We start from the raw sequence: 16,574 nt of genomic DNA on the forward strand, positions 1-16,574 counted from the left end.
GAGCGACTGTTCGTGATGGGTGTCCTCGAACCACGGATCGTGCTCCTGCACGGGGTCGGCCTGGACCGGAGTATGTGGGAAACTTTCCGGGCGGTGTGCGACCGTCCGACCCTCGCGCTGGACCTGCCGGGCCACGGCGCACAGCCGCCCCTGCGGGAACCGCAGACGCTTGAGTCCCTGGCGCAGCACGTGATGTCGCGGCTGCCCGAAGGTCCAGTGCACCTCGTCGGGTTCTCGCTGGGGGCACTCATCGCCCAATACATTGCACGCTTTGCGCCGGCCAGGGTCCTCACGCTGACCTCCGTCAACTCCGTGTGCCGGCGCACTGCGGAGGAATCCGAGGCGGTGGCCCGCCGGTTGGACACCGCGGGAACGGAGTTCGCCGCGGGGGTGGACCTGGCCATCGAACGCTGGTTCCCGAAGGCCTCCACCTCGGTGCCGGCGCAGCGGATTGCGGCCGTCAGGCAGGTCCTGGCCCGCAGCGACATCCAGTCCTACCTGCATGCCTACCGGGTGTTCGCGCACGGGGACCAGGAGATCGGACCCGAACTGGGCGACATCACCGCGCCCGCGCTGGCCATCACCGGCAGCGACGACCCGGGCTCGACCCCTGAGATGTCGCACCGACTGGGACGGGCGATGCCCGACTGCCGTGTTGTCGTCGTACCGCACGCCCGACACATGCTGCCCATCGAGAACGCACCGGCACTGGCCGACGCACTGACCACATTGATCGACAACCCGAAAAGGATGAATCGTGACTGAACGCCTCAACCACTTCATCGGCGGCGAGCACGTGGCCCCGTCCGAGGGAACCTACTTCACCAGCACCAACCCGGCGACCCTGGAGGTCCTCTACGAGGCCGCCCGCGGCAACGCCGAGGACGTGGACCGGGCCGTCAATTCCGCCCGCCGCACCTTTGAGTCCGCCGCCTGGAAGAGGATCGGCGCCACCGCACGGGGACACCTGCTGCGCCGCCTAGGCGACCTGGTCGGGGAGAACGCCGAGCAGCTGGCGATGTGCGAAAGCCTGGACAACGGCAAGCTGCTGCGCGAGATGCGCGGGCAGATGCGCATGCTGCCCGAGTACTTCTACTACTACGCCGGGCTGGCCGACAAGATCCAGGGCTCGCAGATCCCGAGCACGAACCCGGACATCCTGAACTACACCCAGCGCGAGGCGCTAGGCGTGGTTGGGGCGATCACACCGTGGAACTCGCCGCTGACGCTGACCACCTCGAAGATCGCCCCGGCCCTGGCCGCCGGCAACACCGTGGTCATCAAGCCCAGCGAATACACCTCGCGCACGGTGCTGTTGCTGGCCGAGCTCGCGGACCGGGCAGGCTTCCCGGCGGGCGCCATCAACGTGGTGACCGGACTGGGCGCCGAGGCCGGTGCCGCACTGGTGAGCCATCCGAAGATCGCCAAGATCTCCTTCACCGGCTCCACCGGCACCGGCTCGCACATTGCTGCCCAGGCGGCGGCCCGGTTCATCGGATGCACCCTGGAACTTGGCGGCAAGAGCCCGAACATCGTCTTCGGAGATGCCAACGTGGCCAATGCCGCGATGGGCGTTGTCGCGGGCATCTACGCCGCAGCCGGACAGACCTGCATCGCCGACAGCCGCGTCTTCGCGCACAAGTCGGTGTACGACGAACTGCTGGAACGCGTCACCGAACGCGCCCGCTCGATCCGGATCGGCGACCCGCTGCTGGATGAGACCGAGCTGGGCCCGCTGGCCTTCAAAGACCAGCTGGAGAAGGTCGAATCCTACGTGAAGATCGGCGCCGCCGAGGGCGCGACCGTGCACAGCGGCGGCGGCCGGCCGGCTGGCCTCGAGCTGCCAGGCTACTTCTACGAGCCGACCGTGCTGACCGACGTGGACAACGACATGCGAGTGGTGCGCGAGGAAATCTTCGGCCCGGTGGCCGCCATCATGCCCTTCGAGCATGAGGACGAGCTGCTCGCCCTGGCCAACGACACCGAGTACGGCCTGGCCGCCGGGGTGTGGACGCAGAACCTGGCCACCGCGCACCGCGTCGCCAGGAAGCTCGACGCCGGCACCGTGTGGGTCAACACCTACCGGGCGATGTCCCCGATGTCTCCGCGGCAGGGCTTCAAGAACTCCGGGGTGGGCATCGAACACGGCATCGAGTCGATGTACGAGTACACCCGGCTCAAGAGCATTTGGATCAACACCGACGAGGGCCCGGTCTCCGACCCCTTCGTCATGCGCGGATAGGACGGATACCTTCATGCCACTGATCGATGTTTCCATCGCCCGGGGCCGCAGCCCGGAACAGCTGCGGGACCTCATGGACGCGTTGCACCAGGCGGCGGTCACCACCGTCGACGCCGCACCCGAAAATATCACCGTAATCGTCAGGGAAGTCGAACGCGAACATTGGTCACGCCAAAACGTGACCATCGCCGAGCGCGACGCTTATTCTGCAAGCCACTAATTTCTGAAAGGACGCCTGATGCGTTTTTCGCTATTTGTTCACATGGAGCGCTACGACGATTCCATTTCCTACGAGGACCACTGGGCGAACCTCGTCGAACTGGCCCTCATGGCCGAGGAAGGTGGCTTCGGCACGATCTGGATCGGTGAGCACCACTCGATGGAGTACACCGTCTCGCCGAACCCGCTGCCGCAGCTGGCCTACCTTGCGGCCAAGACCTCGAAGATCCGACTCGGCTCAGGCACCATCATCGCCCCGTTCTGGAACCCGATCCGGGCCGCCGGGGAACTTGCGCTGCTCGATGTCATCAGCGGCGGCCGCGCCGAAGTGGGCGTGGCGCGAGGAGCCTACCAGTTCGAGTTCGACCGCATGTCAGGCGGCATGCCGGCGGCGGACGGCGGCGAGCACCTTCGTGAGATCGTCCCGGCCATGAAGGCCCTGTGGGCCGGCGACTACGCCCACGACGGCAAGGTCTGGCAGTTCCCGACTTCAACAAGCGTCCCGAAGCCGGTGCAGAAGGAGCTGCCGGTCTGGGTTGCCGCACGCAGCCCCGAATCCCACGACTTCGCCGTGGCCAATGGCTGCCATGTCATGGTCACCCCGCTGATGAAGGGCGACGAGGAAGTCGAGTCCTTGGTCGAGAAGTACGAAACCGCCATTGCCAACCACCCGGAAATCGAACGTCGCCCGGACATCATGGTGCTGCGCCACACCCACGTACACACCGAGGACGACGTCGAGGGCTGGCGCCCGGCCGCCGAGGGAATCCAGAAGTTCTACCGGACCTTCGACGCCTGGTTCGGCAATAAGGCCATCCCGGAGAATGGTTTCCTGGACCCGAGCCCGGTCGAGAAGTTCGAAGCCCGTCCCGAGTTCTCGGTGGAGTCCCTGCACCGGACCGCCATGATTGGCACCCCCGCCGAGGTCGTTGAACGCCTGCGCAAATACGAAGCACTGGGAGTCACCGAGTACAGCTTCTGGGCCGACAACACCCTCAGCCATGAGGAAAAGAAACGCTCGCTGGAACTGTTCATCGAGCAGGTCATGCCGGCCTTCAGCGAGCAGGCAGCGCCCGCACTCAACCAATAGGGAGCTGCGCGAGAGCGAGCTCCCACTTGGACCGCACAGGCCCCGCGGTGACACGACGGAAGGCACCCGCCCCTATGGGGGAGGGTGCCTTCCGTCGTCGATCCGGCAAGCCTGTCAGTAACCCAGGCCGAAGCCGAACGGGTAGAGCTCCCCGTCGGCGGTCTCCTTGTAACCGGGCAGGTCGCTGAACTGCTCTTCGATCGCCTCGGCGGTGCCCGCCAGGGCGAAAGGCATCCTGCCCTGGGGTGCGACCTTGCCCGAGAGGATGTCGAGCAGCGCGGTGTCGCTCATGCCGAAGCCCGCCACGATCGCGCCGGCGTCGCGCAGTCCGCTGGCCTCGTCCATGACGAACGGCTGGCGGAAGTACACGTGCAGGACCACCGCGGAGGGGTCCTCGACCTCGGCCATGACCTGCTTGATGGTGTCCAGCGACGGGGTGATCTTCCACGACTCGGACTCTGCCATGGACGTGAAGTCCAGGATGCTCGACTCCCAGGGCAGCGAGCCGCCGAAGCGCAGGCCGTCATCGGTGCACGTCGGTGCGCCCTGGGTGACGCAGGCGTCCGCCGCGCCGTAGGGGCTTTGGCCGTCGAGCCCTTCAACGCCCTCCAGCACGGAGGTGTTGGTGTGCTCGGGGTTCATGCCGGATTCCGGGTCGTTGCTGGTGTAGGAACCGGTGTTGGCGTTGTTCACCGTAATGTTGAGCAGGGCGACGTCGCTGTCCTTGGCGCTGGGCCGGTCGGCCGCGTCCTTGGTGTTGCCGTCGGTGACGTTGTAGCCGTATTCGGCGACCTTCGCCGCGGAAATGTCTCCCAGGACGTAGACGTCGGAGGCGGGCTTCAACGGCAGGACCTTGGATCCGTCGGCGGTTTCCTTGTTCTGCAGCAGGACTGCGGACTTGCGCTGCAGGTCAAGGCCAACCTCGCGGTTCGCGGCGCTGCCGACAGTGTTGCCGGCGGCGGTCGTGTCGACGTACGGGTTCTCGAACAGGCCCATGCTGAACATCGGTTCGGTCAGCCGCACGGCGGCGAGCGTGACGCGCTCCTCCGTCAACAGGCCGGAATCGACAAGGTCGGTGATGGTCTTGACGTCGTGGAAACCCGAGAGGGTGTCGGTACCGCCGTTGATGGCCGCTGCGACGCGCTCGGGAACCGACTTGTCCTCCAGGCCCCAGGCCCGGTCGTTGATGATGCCGGTGTCCGAGTTTACGTATCCGGCGAACCCGAGCTTGTCGCGCAAAAGGTCGTTGACGATCTGCTTGGAGAAGGCCATGCCGGTCGAATCATAGGTGACGCCGTCGTGGGTAACCTCCACCGGGGCGCCGTAGTACGGCATGATCGAGGAGACACCGGCCTTGATGGCGGCTTCGAAGGGCTTGAGGTGCTCGCCGAAGGCGCCGCCCGGGTAGACCTGGGTCTTGCCGAAGGAGTAGTGGGCATCAAGGCCCAGCTCCTGCGGCCCGCCGCCGGGGAAGTGCTTCATGGTCAGCGCCACGGCGGTTTCCGGGCTGAGCGAGGAGCCCTCCGCATCGAGCGGGCCCTGCAAGGATTCAACGAGCGTGGTCATGATGTTGGAGTTCAAATCCGCGTCCTCGGTGAACGTCTCGTGGGCGCGGTACCAGCGCGGCTCGGTGGACAGGTCAGCCATGTAGCCGTACATCCCGCGCAGCCCGATCGACTCCCATTCATCTCCCATGACGTTGGCGAAGTTCTCGACGACCGACATGTCGCCGGTGGTGGGCGCCTGCCCGGTGCGCGCGGCTTCCTCGCCCAGGGCCGCGGCGGCGATCCCCGCCTCCTTCGGGAAGGCGGTGAAGGCCCCGGCGGATTCGTTGATGCCGGCGCGTGCGTCCGGGTCGATGTGGTTGCGGGCATTGGACTTGTAGAGCATCGGGATGCCCAGGCGGGTGGCCTCGCCGAGCTCCTGGACGGAATTCATGTAGGTGGCCGCTTCCTGCGGCGTCAGGGACGTGCTGGCCTGGAATCCGTCGCCGGTGGCCCCGCAGACGGCCTGGTCCTCGCTGGTGACGGTGTTGCGGAAGATGAAGCGGTGCATCTTCTGGTCGTTGATGTAGCCGGTTGCCGCCGGGTCGAGGGCGCCGCGCTTCTTCGTGTCGGGGTCGCAGGCGGCGTTGAGGGTGTCGATCAGCATCAGGCCGGACTTCTCCTCCAGCGTCATCAGCGACACCAGGTTCTCCGCGCGCTCTCCGGCGGGCAACCTCCAGTCCTCGTAGGGGTCGAGCTTGCCGTTGGCGTTGAGGTCCTTGAAGGTGCGGCCCTTGACCGTGATGGTGTCCTTGACGCGGACACCGAGCGTCGGCGGCTTGCCGTGGTTGCCTTCATTGTTGTTCACGGCTGCGGGGGCGTTCTTGCCGGCGTTGTCCTGCGGCGGCAAGGCGCTCGCCGACGTCGCGCCCAGGGTGAGTATCAGGGGCAGGGCCAGTGCCGCTGCCGTGCGTCGCCGTCTTGGCGATGGCGGAAACTTTCGGGTCATGGTGTGCTCTCCATTGAGTCAGGTGCGGGGGTGATGGTGGGCGGCTCGGGCCCCGCCATCGGATGCATCTCCCACTGTGTCGCAGGTCACCCGATCAATGCACGCGGTTGCCATGAATTGCCTTCGCGACAAGGGGCTTTTCGAAGCCCGAAGGGGAACTTAACGCAGAGATGCGGCACCGGAACCACTGACAGGTTCCGGTGCCGCATCGGGCAGCAGGTGTTTTAGGCGCCCGCCGCTACGGGGCCAGCAGCCCCAGCAGGTCCGGCAGCCACAAGGACAGCTGCGGGATGAAGGTGACCACGAAGAGCATCGCGACCAGTGCCAGGAAGAACGGCACCAGGGCCCTGATGACGGGCTCGGCACGCAGCCCGGCCACCCTGGCTCCGACGAAGAGCACGTTGCCCACCGGCGGGGTGATCGTGCCCAGGCACAGGTTGAAGGTGACCATGATGCCGAAGTGGATCGGATCCACGCCGAAGGTGGTCACGATCGGCAGGAAGATCGGCACGAAGATCAGGATCGCCGGGGTCGGGTCCATGAACGTGCCGACGATCAGCAGGATCACCATGATCAGGATCAGGATCATGGTCGGGGAATCGGTCAGGCCGAGCAGCCCGGAGGAGATGGCTCCCGGGATGCCGGAGAAGGCCATGACCCAGGCCATGATCGTGGACACGCCGACCAGCAGCATGACGATCGCGGTGGTCAGCGTGGCATCGATGAGGATGCGCGGCAGGTCGCCGACCTTGATGGCCTTGTAGATGAAGCCCAGGATCAGGCAGTACACCACGGCGATCGCCGCGGACTCGGTCGGGGTGAAGACGCCGGCCAGGATGCCGCCGATGACGATGACGATCATCAGGATCGAGGGGACCGCACGCCAGATGGTCAGCAACGCCGTGGGCAGGGAGACCTTGACGTGGTTCTTCAGTTCCGGGCGCTTGCGCACATAGAGCCAGACAACCAGCATGCAGGCCAGGGCCCAGAGGATGCCCGGGATGTAGCCGGCGACGAAGAGCGTCGCAATCGAGGTGCTGGAGACCAGCGAGTACACGATCAGGGTGTTCGACGGCGGGATCAGCATGCCCGAGGGGGCCGAGGCGATGTTGACGGCTGCCGAGAAGTTCCTGTCGTAGCCTTCCTTGCGCTGGCGCGGGCCGATGACCCCGCCGACCGCCGCGGCCGAGGCAACTGCGGCGCCGGAGACCGAACCGAACAGTGCATTGGCCACCACGTTGGTCTGGGCCAGGGAGCCGGGGGTGCGGCCGACCAGGACCTTGGCTGCGTCGATGAGGCGTCCGGCGATGCCGCCGTTGTTCATCAGCACGCCGGCCAGGATGAAGAAGGGGATGGCCAGCAGGGTGAACGAGTTGATGCCGGTGAACATCCGCTGCGCGGAGACGAAGGAGGCCTTTTCCACGCCGATGACTGCCGCCACGGCCAGGAAGGCGGAGACGCCCACGGCCACGGCGATCGGCACGCGTGCCAGCAAGAGCACCGCGATGCCAACGACCAGGACTATGCCTGCTACAAGTGCTGCATCCATACCTAGATCGCCTCCCGGATTTCTTCGTCTTCGTCGTCGTTGGGCAGGCCGCGTCCGTGCAGCGCCTCAACCAGGTGGTAGACCGCGTAGAACGCGGTCATGATCCCGGAGATGGGCAGGGCCAGGTACATGGCGCCGATGTTCAGCGGAAGCCCGGAAATCTTTTGGCTCCAGGTCAGGTCGACGCCGCGGATGCCGCCGTAGACCAGCACGAACGCGGCGAAGAGCAGGATGATGACCTGGACGAAAACCTCGGTGGTGCGCTTCTCGTTGATTTTCAGCGCACGGACCAGGAAGTCCACGGCAATGTGCCCGCGGTCCGAGAAGACGTAGGCGGAACCAAAGAGTGCCAGCCAGACAAAGAGGTACTGGGCCAGGGATGTGGTCCACGTGGCCGGGGCGTGCATGACCTGGCGGCTGAAGACCTGCCAGCAGACCACCAGCACCAGGGCGCTGAAAAGGACCACGCACAGCCACTTCAGCGTGACATCGAGGACGGTTTTGACGGCGTTCACTTTCCGGCCTCCTTGATGTTGTCGTAGAGCTTGTGGGCCTTTTCGCCCTTCAGAGCACCCTCGACCACGGGGGCCAGAGCCTTGCGGAATGCTTCCTCGTCGACGTCGTTGAACTTCGAGCCCGAAGCCGTGGCCTTGTCGATGGCTGCCTGCGTGTCGGATTGCCACAGCACCACATGCTCGTCGACGGTCTTTTGCCATTCGGATTCCAGGATCTTGCGGTCCTCCGGGTTCAACTTCTCCATGAGCTCGGAGTTGATGAGCATGTAGTCGAGGCCCACCAGGTGGCGGGTGCGGGCCACATGCTTGGCCACCTCGTTGTGCTTCTGGGTGACGTAGGAAACCTCGTTGTTTTCGGCGCCGTCAAGCACGCCCGACTGCATCGCGGTGTAGACCTCGCCATAGGACATCGGGGTTGCGGAGGCGCCCATGGCGTTGACCATCGCAATGTGGATGTCCGATTCCTGGACCCGGATCTTCATGCCGGCCAAGTCGGCCGGCTTCGTGATGGGGCCTTCGGCGGTGTAGAGGTTGCGGTCGCCCTGAGTGAGACCGCCAAGCACCGTGAGGTTCTTGGACTCCTCGAGCGAGGAGAAGAGTTCGCCGACGATTGCGGGATTCCGCAGCACCGAAATCTGGTGCTCGATGCTGGTGAACACGGTGGGCAGGTTCAGTGTTGCGAAGCCGGGGTTCAGGTTTTCCAGCTGGGTGCCCGAGGCGATGGCCATGTCGACCGAGCCGTCGGAGACCAGCTGGATGACTTCCTGCTGCGCGCCGAGGGTCTCGTTGGGGTAGACCTTGATGTCCCACCGGCCGTCCGTGGCCTGCTTCAGGCGTTCGCCGAAGCCGGTCAGGGCAATGTAGGAGGGGTGTGACTCTGATTGGTTGAGGGAAAGAACCATGGTCTTTCCCTCTTCGGCGGTGCCCGAGATGCCGGCGGTGCACGCACTTAGACCAAGTGCGGCGGCTGCGGCAAGGGCAACGACGCGAATGACGCGAAGTTTCATCTCTAAAGGCTACTTTCCGGCCGGTGGGCGGCATCTTTGCCGCTCGCCTGTTACATGCGGCACCTGTGAGGGTGCCTCCCGGCCACGTTGACGGTTGCATTGATGATGTACGCCACAGCGCGCCGCGAGCCAATTGTTGCCACTAGTTGCCACGAGCTACCAACAATCGCTTCGGCGCGCAAAGATGGAAAGGTGAGTCCCCAACCTGAAGAACCCCGACCGGCAACGATCTACGATGTGGCACGCATCGTGGGGGTTTCCGCATCCACTGTTTCGCGGGCCTTTGCCCGACCGGGCAGGGTCAGTTTTGCCACCGCCGAACGCATCCGCAAGGTTGCCGACGAGATCGGCTACCAGTCGGTGAGCGTGCGCCGCCCCATGGCCCAGGGCCGCAGCAGGCGCGGGACCATTGCCTTGGTGGTGGCCGATATTTCCAATCCGGTCTACTTCGAGATGATCCGCGGTGCCGAGGAGGAAGCGGCGTTGAACGGCTACACCATGCTCCTGGCCCACACCCGGGAATCCGGGGTCATCGAGCGCGAGGCCATCGAACGGTCCATCGACATTGTGGACGGGATCGTGCTCAGCAGCTCGCGGATGTCCGACGCGGCCATCCGGGCCATGGCCAAGCAGAAGCCCACGGTGGTGATGAACCGCGGGGTCAAGGGCGTGGCAAGCGTGATCACCGACAACGTGCGCGGGGTGCGCCGGGCCATCGAGCATTTCGCCCAGTTGGGGCACCGGGAGGTTTCCTACCTGGCCGGACCCGAGGCATCGTGGGCGGATTCGATGCGCTGGCGGGCAGTGAAACAGGCGGGCCAGGAACTCGACGTGCGGATCACGAAGATCGAATCCACCGCGCCCACCATGGACGGCGGGGCGCAGGTGGCCGACAAGGTTGCCACGGGCAAGGCCTCCGCGGTGCTCGCCTACAACGACCAGCTGGCGCTCGGGCTGATGCGCAGGCTGCAGGCCAACGGTTTTGGCATCCCGGAGGATTTCTCCATCATCGGTTTTGACAATTCCTCGGGCGCCTCGTTGATCGTCCCGGGGCTTTCCAGCGTTGCAGCCCCGCTGCATGCCCTGGGCGCCACCGCGGTGCGCAGCCTGTTGGCGATCTCGCGCGGCGCCGTCTCGGCGCACGAACAAGCGGTGGTGCTGCCGACGCGGCTGGTCCTGCGCGGGTCCACCGCACGCCCCCGAGGCTAGAAGGCCGGCGGGCCCCGGGCGAGTGGTGCAACTCATGGCAACTTGTTGCCGTCGTGGTGCTGCCAAGCCGACCATCAATACATGCCTTCCTCGATTGCGAACCACCCCGATCGGCTTCTGCCCGCAGACCCCGGTGTCCGCGAGATAGCCCGGTCGCTCCACAAGGACGTGGAAAACCTGCCCATCATTTCGCCCCACGGCCACGTGGACGCGGCAATGATCGCCAACGACACCCCGTTCCCGGACCCCACCGCCCTGCTGCTGAGCCCGGACCACTACGTGACCCGCCTGCTGCACGCCAACGGCGTTCCGCTCGAGGCGCTGCGCGTCGGCGGCACCTCCGAGGTCGGCGCCCTGGATGCCTGGCGCACCTTCTGCGCCAACTGGAAGGCCTTCGACGGGACCGCCTCGGGGTACTGGCTGCGCCAGGAATTCGTCGACGTCTTCGGCATCGACGACCTTGACATCCGCGAGGAGACCGCCGAGGCGACGTTCAATGCGCTGCAGGCGAAGATCGACGAGCCGGGCTTCCGCCCGCGCGCGCTGATGGACTCCTTCAACATCGAGGTCATGGCCACCACCGACGACCCGCTCGATGACCTGGCCGCGCACCGCACCCTGGCAACGGATTCCTCCTTCGCCTCCCGTGTGCTGCCGACCTTCCGCCCCGACGCGTACATCAAGTTCTGGGGCGCCGACTTCGCCGCCAAGGCCGACGCGCTGATCCAGGCCGCCGGCCAGGGTGCCACCGGCTACGACGGCTACCTGGCCGCGATGGCCAACCGCCGCGCCTACTTCGTCGAGCACGGAGCGGTGTCCTCGGACCACGGTTCGCACTCGGCCGCCACGCTGAAGCTGGACCGCGACGAAGCCGCCGCGCTCTTTGCCAAGGGCATGGCCGGCACCGCCTCCACCGCTGAGGCCTTCGCCTTCGAGGCGCACATGATGTACCAGCAGGCCGCCATGGCCGTGGAAGACGGACTGGTCATGACGATGCACCCGGGCGTGCACCGCAACACCCACGCAGCCACGCTGAAGGCCTTCGGCCCGGACACCGGCCACGACATCCCCTTCGCCGTGGACTTCGCCACCGGCCTGCAGCCGCTGCTCAACGACTTCGGCACCGCGCCGGGCTTCCACTTCATCCCGTTCACCATCGACGAGACCGTGTTCTCCCGCGAGATCGCGCCGCTGGCCGGGTTCTACCCGTCGGTGTTCATCGGCGCCCCCTGGTGGTTCCTGGATGCGCCGGATGCGATGATGCGCTTCCGCTCCGCGGTCACCGAGACCGCTGGCTTCTCCCGTTCCTCGGGCTTCATCGACGACACCCGCGCCTTCTGTTCCATCCCGGCGCGGCACGACGCCTCGCGCCGCGTGGAGGCATCCTTCCTGGCCCGGCTGGTCGCCGAGCACCGGATCACCGAGGAACGCGCCCACGAAATCATCGTTGACGTCGTCGACGCCGCACCGCGCCGGGCGTTCAAGCTGTGAGCGCCGGATCCGTGGCCACCCGCGAACTGAACCGCACGACCCACCCGGCGCCCAAGGCCGAGGTCCGCATCGTGCACATCGGCCTGGGCGCCTTCCACCGCGCCCACCAGGCCTGGTACACCGCCAAGGCGAACGACGGCTGGGGGATCGCCGCCTTCACCGGACGCAGCGCCACCGCCGCCGAGGAGCTCGCCGCGCAGGACGGGCTGTTCACGCTGATCCGGCGCGAGGCCGAGGGCGACAGCTTCGAGGTCATCGATTCCATCGTGGAGGCCCGTGACGGCAACGACATGGCGGCGCTGTCCACCCTGCTGGCCAGCCCATCCACCGCGATCGTCACCCTGACCATCACCGAAGCCGGCTACAAGATGGCCCCCGGGGCCACGGAACCGACGTTGAACCTCGACGACGACCAGGTCCTTGCGGACCTGGGGGTCCTGCGGGAATGCTACGACGCCGGGGTCTTCGCCAAGACCGCCGCCGAGTTCGAGGCCCTGGCCCTGGGCACCGCCGCGGCACGCCTGGTGGTCGGCCTGGCTGCCCGCCGTTCCGGCGACGGCTGGCCGCTGGCCGTCGTGTCCTGCGACAACCTGCCGGGCAACGGCGCGGTGGCACGGGCCGGCATCCTGGGCTTCGCGCAGGCGGTGGACCCGATGCTGGCGCGCTGGATCGATGCGAACGTCTCATTCGTGGACACCTCCATCGACCGCATCACCCCGCGGACCACCGACGCCGACCGCGACACCGTGGCCGCCGAAACCGGTTTCGTTGATGTCTCCCCGGTGGTCACCGAGCCTTTCACCTCATGGGTGCTTTCCGGGGATTTCCCGGCCGGCCGCCCAGCCTGGGAAAAAGCCGGCGCCCAGTTCGTGACGGACCTGGAGTCCTTTGAACGCCGCAAGCTGTGGCTGCTCAACGGTGCCCACACGCTGATGTCCTTTGCCGGGCAGCTGCGCGGACACGCAACCGTCGCGCAGGCCCTGGCCGACCCGGCCGTTTCCGGTTGGGTCGAGGAATTCTGGGATGCCGCCGCCGCGCACCTCACCGGGCCGGAACTTGAGGTCCCTGAATACCGCAAGGCGTTGCGCGAACGCTTCGAGAACCCGCGCATTGCCCACTTCCTGGCCCAGATCGCCGGAGACGGATCGCTCAAGCTTGCCGCCCGCGCCTTGCCGGTGTTCCGCGCCGAGCAGGCTGCCGGGCGCCACGGCACCGCTGCCTTGCGCCTGTTGGCCGCCTGGTGTGACCAGCTGGCGGCGCAACATGCCGCCGGAACCCCGGTGCAGGATGCGAACGCAACTGCGCTGGAAGTGATCCTGGCCGATCCGGCCATCCGTTCCGGCTCTGCGCAACAGACCGCCGCACTGCTGGGCGTCATCGAGGCCGGGCTCGGCACCGACCCCTCCCTGGTGGCCTCGATCCATGCCCTGCGCGGGCACTTCACCAACTGACTTTTCTCCCCGCCACACCCGGTGCACCGACGCATCGGGAATCTGAAAGGATTGCCATGAAAATCATCAAGGCAGAAGTATTTGTGACCAGCCCGTCACGCAACTTCGTGACCCTGAAGGTCACCACCGAATCCGGCCTGGTCGGCATCGGCGACGCGACCGTGAACGGCCGCGAGCTCGCGGTGGCCTCCTACCTCAAGGACCACGTCGCGCAGCTGCTCATCGGCAAGGATGCGCACCGCATCGAGGACACCTGGCAGTTCCTTTACCGTTCCTCCTACTGGCGCCGCGGGCCGATCACCATGGCCGCGATCGCCGCGGTGGACATGGCCCTGTGGGACATCAAGGGCAAGGCCGCGAACATGCCGGTCTACCAGCTGCTGGGCGGCGCCTCGCGCAACGGCCTGCGCGCCTACGGCCATGCCTCGGGCACCGACACCGAGCAGCTCTTCGACTCGATCCGTGAGCACCTGGAACTGGGCTACAAGTCCATCCGCGTGCAGACCGCCGTCCCGGGCATCAAGGCCGTCTACGGCGTGGCCGCCCAGACCCAGTCCTCGGGCGAACGCTACGACTACGAGCCGGCCGGCCGCGGCGCCTACCCGGTGGAAGAGGACTGGGACACCCGCGCCTACCTGCGCCACCTGCCCACCGTCTTCGAGGCGGTGCGCAACGAATTCGGCCCCGAGATCCCGCTGCTGCACGACGGCCACCACCGCATGACCCCGATCCAGGCGGCCAAGCTGGGCAAGGCGCTGGAGCCCTACGACCTGTTCTGGCTCGAGGACTGCACCCCGGGCGAAAACCAGGAGGCGCTGCGCCTGGTCCGCCAGCACACCACCACCCCGATCGCCATCGGCGAGGTCTTCAACACGATCTACGACTTCCAGTCGCTGATCAAGGAACAGCTCATCGACTACGTGCGTGCCGCCTCCACCCACTTCGGCGGCATCTCGCCGCTGAAGAAGGTCATGGACTACGCCGCCCAGTACCAGGTCAAGTCCGGCTTCCACGGCCCGACCGACATCTCCCCGGTGGGCTTCGCCGCCCAGCTGCACGTGGGCCTGGCCATCCACAACTACGGCATCCAGGAGTACATGCAGCACTCGGACGCCACCAACACGGTCTTCGAGCAGTCGATGACCTTCGAGGACGGCTACCTGCACCCGGGCAACAAGCCGGGCCTGGGCGTCGAGTTCAACGAGGAAGCCGCGCTGTCCTACCCGTACCAGCAGGCCTACCTGCCCTACAACCGTCTCATCGACGGCACCGTCCACGACTGGTGAGCGCGCAAACCATGGAAGCCGCCACCGACACCGCCGCCAGCGGCGCGGCAACCGCGCTGCACCGGGTCATCGTCATGGGTGTCTCCGGCTGCGGCAAGTCCACCGTGGGCGAGCTTTTGGGCGCCGAGCTGGGGGCGGGGTTCCTCGACGGGGACTCCCTGCACCCGGCCTCGAACATCGAGAAGATGGCCGCCGGGCATCCGCTGGATGACGCGGACCGCGAACCGTGGCTGCGTGAGGTGGGCCAACGCCTCGGCTCGGCCGAGCCCGGGTCCAAGGTCATCGCGTGTTCGGCGCTGAAGCGCTCGTACCGGGACCTGATCCGCTCCGAGGCGCCGGGCACGGTGTTCATCCACCTGCACGGATCCGTCGAACTGCTCACCGAGCGCATGCGCGCCCGCCCCGGGCACTTCATGCCGGTGGGCCTGCTCGAATCCCAGCTGGCGACGCTTGAGCCGCTGGAAAGCGACGAAGCCGGTGTGGTGCTCGACATCGCCGCGACGCCCGCACAGTTGGCGCAGGAAGCCGCCGCCTGGCTGGACGCGCAGGCCTGAGCCTCCGCCCGGCGATGAGCCAGGGGCGCGGCGCCAGGGGGAATATCACCCGGCGCCGTGCCCCTGGCTGTTTAAGCGGAGCCAGCCCGGCGGCCCGGGACCGGAGGCTCCCGCGTACGCTGGAGCCCGTGACCACCAAGCAACCACCTTCCGCGCTGCCGGTCCCGTTCCGCTGGCTGTGGGCCGGTGCGGCGACCAGCAACCTCGGCGACGGCATGCTGCTGGCCGCTGGACCGCTGCTGGTCACCACCATCACCCGCGACCCGTTGGCCGTGGCCCTGGCACCCTTCGCCCAGCAGATCCCCTGGGTGCTCTTCGGGCTGCTCGCCGGCGCCGTGGTGGACCGGGTGGACCGGCGCAAGCTGATGATCCTGGTCAACCTCCTGCGGATGCTGGTGATCTTCGGCTTGGCCGCCATCATCTTCTCCGGGGCGCTGGGCCTGCCGGTGCTCTACGGGTGCCTGTTTCTCCTGGGCACCGCGGAGGCCTTTGCGGACAACGCCTCCACCTCGCTGATCCCCACGCTGGTGCCCAGCGCGCAGCTTGGGCTGGCCAATTCGCGGCTCTTTGGCACCATCACCGTGACCAACCAACTGGCCGGACCACCGCTGGGAGCCATGCTCTTCGCGGTATCCCACTCGCTTCCCTACGCGGGATTTGCCGCGCTGCTGGCCCTGGCCGTGGTGCTCTATTCCAAGGTGGCCGTCCCGCTGCCGGCGCCAGGAAGCTCCAGGGCGCCGGGCACCTCGATGCTGCTGGAGGTCAGGGAGGGACTCGGCTGGATGCGCAGGCATTTTGCCGTGCGCACCCTGGCGATCCTGATCACCTGCTTCAACGTCACCTTCGGGGCCACGTTCGCGATGCTGGTGCTCTATGCGACGGACCAGCTGGCGCTCGGGGACATCGGCTACGGCCTGTTGATGAGCGCCAGCGCCGTGGGCGGCATCATGGGTTCCCTGCTCTTCCCGTGGCTGGAACGCAGGTTCAGCTACGCGACCTTGCTGCGCACCGGACTGGTCCTGGAAACCGCCACGCACCTGGCCCTGGTGCTCACCCGCCAGGCATGGCTGGCGATGGCCATCCTGTTTCTCTTCGGCATCCACGCCCTGGTCTGGGGCTCGGTCTCCTCCACGGTGCGCCAGCGGGCGGTGCCCGATCGGCTGCGCGGCCGGATCAACTCGGTCTACATGCTCGGCAGCATCGGCGGCATCGCGGCCGGTTCTCTGCTCGGCGGCGTGCTGGGCCAGGCGTTCAGCTACCGGGCGCCGTTCTGGTTCGGGTTCTTCGGCTCGTTCCTCATCCTGCTGCTGGTCTGGAAATCGATGACCCACATTGCGACCGCCGGCAGCCACGGGGAAGAAGACCAGGCAAAGCCACCCCAAATGCCTTGACCGGCGAATCCCGCGTGGCAGAGTTGGGAACCGTGAGGCCGAAGGAATGCGGCAGGCAACCAGCAAAGGGGAAACAC

General features: G+C 66.7%; 14 protein-coding genes. 10 read left to right on the forward strand and 4 right to left on the reverse strand.

What is annotated here, in order from left to right; translation table 11 throughout:
- Positions 1-15 precede the first annotated feature (15 nt).
- From FPY90_RS15285 to FPY90_RS15300, 4 genes are read left to right on the forward strand one after another with little or no spacing between them, the layout of a single operon-like run.
- Complete coding sequence (locus FPY90_RS15285) at positions 16-765, forward strand: alpha/beta fold hydrolase (protein ID WP_071214625.1); 750 nt, start codon at positions 16-18, stop codon at positions 763-765.
- Positions 758-2,242, forward strand: coding sequence for an aldehyde dehydrogenase (locus FPY90_RS15290; protein WP_498681889.1), 1,485 nt, complete (start codon positions 758-760; stop codon positions 2,240-2,242). Before FPY90_RS15285 ends, FPY90_RS15290 begins: the two co-directional genes overlap by 8 nt.
- 13 nt (positions 2,243-2,255) lie before the next feature.
- Positions 2,256-2,462, forward strand: coding sequence for a tautomerase family protein (locus FPY90_RS15295; RefSeq protein WP_071214627.1), 207 nt, complete (start codon positions 2,256-2,258; stop codon positions 2,460-2,462).
- 18 nt (positions 2,463-2,480) lie between these two features.
- Entirely contained in the window at positions 2,481-3,551 is a 1,071-nt protein-coding gene (locus tag FPY90_RS15300; RefSeq protein WP_071214628.1) for an LLM class flavin-dependent oxidoreductase, read from the forward strand.
- A 114-nt stretch (positions 3,552-3,665) separates the two neighbouring features.
- Here FPY90_RS15300 and FPY90_RS15305 read toward each other — a convergent pair whose 3' ends face one another.
- From FPY90_RS15305 to FPY90_RS15320, 4 genes are all read right to left on the reverse strand, one after another.
- Positions 3,666-6,044, reverse strand: a complete 2,379-nt coding sequence (locus FPY90_RS15305; RefSeq protein ID WP_071214629.1) for a glycoside hydrolase family 3 protein — start codon at positions 6,042-6,044, stop codon at positions 3,666-3,668.
- A 238-nt stretch (positions 6,045-6,282) separates the two neighbouring features.
- Complete coding sequence (locus FPY90_RS15310) at positions 6,283-7,593, reverse strand: TRAP transporter large permease (RefSeq protein ID WP_071214630.1); 1,311 nt, start codon at positions 7,591-7,593, stop codon at positions 6,283-6,285.
- Between the two features lie 2 nt (positions 7,594-7,595).
- Complete coding sequence (locus tag FPY90_RS15315) at positions 7,596-8,108, reverse strand: TRAP transporter small permease (RefSeq protein ID WP_071214631.1); 513 nt, start codon at positions 8,106-8,108, stop codon at positions 7,596-7,598.
- Positions 8,105-9,115, reverse strand: coding sequence for a TRAP transporter substrate-binding protein (locus tag FPY90_RS15320; RefSeq protein ID WP_498681893.1), 1,011 nt, complete (start codon positions 9,113-9,115; stop codon positions 8,105-8,107). Before FPY90_RS15320 ends, FPY90_RS15315 begins: the two co-directional genes overlap by 4 nt.
- Before the next feature lie 192 nt (positions 9,116-9,307).
- On the opposite strand from FPY90_RS15320, the gene FPY90_RS15325 reads away from it, so the two are divergent.
- From FPY90_RS15325 to FPY90_RS15350, 6 genes are all read left to right on the forward strand, one after another.
- Positions 9,308-10,324, forward strand: a complete 1,017-nt coding sequence (locus FPY90_RS15325; RefSeq protein ID WP_071214633.1) for a LacI family DNA-binding transcriptional regulator — start codon at positions 9,308-9,310, stop codon at positions 10,322-10,324.
- An 81-nt stretch (positions 10,325-10,405) separates the two neighbouring features.
- Positions 10,406-11,815 (forward strand): glucuronate isomerase, encoded by a 1,410-nt coding sequence (gene uxaC, locus FPY90_RS15330; protein ID WP_071214634.1) that lies wholly within the window; start codon positions 10,406-10,408, stop codon positions 11,813-11,815.
- Entirely contained in the window at positions 11,812-13,266 is a 1,455-nt protein-coding gene (locus FPY90_RS15335) for a mannitol dehydrogenase family protein (RefSeq protein WP_286135339.1), read from the forward strand. Before uxaC ends, FPY90_RS15335 begins: the two co-directional genes overlap by 4 nt.
- A gap of 56 nt (positions 13,267-13,322) precedes the next feature.
- A complete protein-coding gene (manD, locus tag FPY90_RS15340) occupies positions 13,323-14,552 on the forward strand; it encodes a D-mannonate dehydratase ManD (protein ID WP_071214636.1) in 1,230 nt (409 codons plus the stop codon).
- Positions 14,549-15,106 (forward strand): gluconokinase, encoded by a 558-nt coding sequence (locus tag FPY90_RS15345; RefSeq protein WP_498681897.1) that lies wholly within the window; start codon positions 14,549-14,551, stop codon positions 15,104-15,106. Before manD ends, FPY90_RS15345 begins: the two co-directional genes overlap by 4 nt.
- 128 nt (positions 15,107-15,234) lie before the next feature.
- The gene (locus FPY90_RS15350; RefSeq protein WP_498681901.1) at positions 15,235-16,497 is read left to right on the forward strand and encodes an MFS transporter; all 1,263 of its coding nucleotides are present in this window, start codon (positions 15,235-15,237) and stop codon (positions 16,495-16,497) included.
- The last annotated feature ends 77 nt before the right edge of the window (positions 16,498-16,574 follow it).

It is taken from the genome of Arthrobacter sp. C2 (genome assembly GCA_024207135.1).
Taxonomy (GTDB): Bacteria; Actinomycetota; Actinomycetes; order Actinomycetales; family Micrococcaceae; genus Paeniglutamicibacter.

What these genes read in the sequence shown, in the direction of transcription:
- FPY90_RS15285 (WP_071214625.1), top strand. Translation starts at nt 16, where the DNA reads ATGGGTGTCCTCGAACCACGGATCGTGCTCCTGCACGGGGTCGGCCTG.
- FPY90_RS15295 (WP_071214627.1), top strand. Translation starts at nt 2,256, where the DNA reads ATGCCACTGATCGATGTTTCCATCGCCCGGGGCCGCAGCCCGGAACAG.
- FPY90_RS15300 (WP_071214628.1), top strand. Translation starts at nt 2,481, where the DNA reads ATGCGTTTTTCGCTATTTGTTCACATGGAGCGCTACGACGATTCCATT.
- FPY90_RS15305 (WP_071214629.1), bottom strand. Translation starts at nt 6,044, where the DNA reads ATGACCCGAAAGTTTCCGCCATCGCCAAGACGGCGACGCACGGCAGCG.
- FPY90_RS15310 (WP_071214630.1), bottom strand. Translation starts at nt 7,593, where the DNA reads ATGGATGCAGCACTTGTAGCAGGCATAGTCCTGGTCGTTGGCATCGCG.
- FPY90_RS15320 (WP_498681893.1), bottom strand. Translation starts at nt 9,115, where the DNA reads ATGAAACTTCGCGTCATTCGCGTCGTTGCCCTTGCCGCAGCCGCCGCA.
- uxaC (WP_071214634.1), top strand. Translation starts at nt 10,406, where the DNA reads ATGCCTTCCTCGATTGCGAACCACCCCGATCGGCTTCTGCCCGCAGAC.
- manD (WP_071214636.1), top strand. Translation starts at nt 13,323, where the DNA reads ATGAAAATCATCAAGGCAGAAGTATTTGTGACCAGCCCGTCACGCAAC.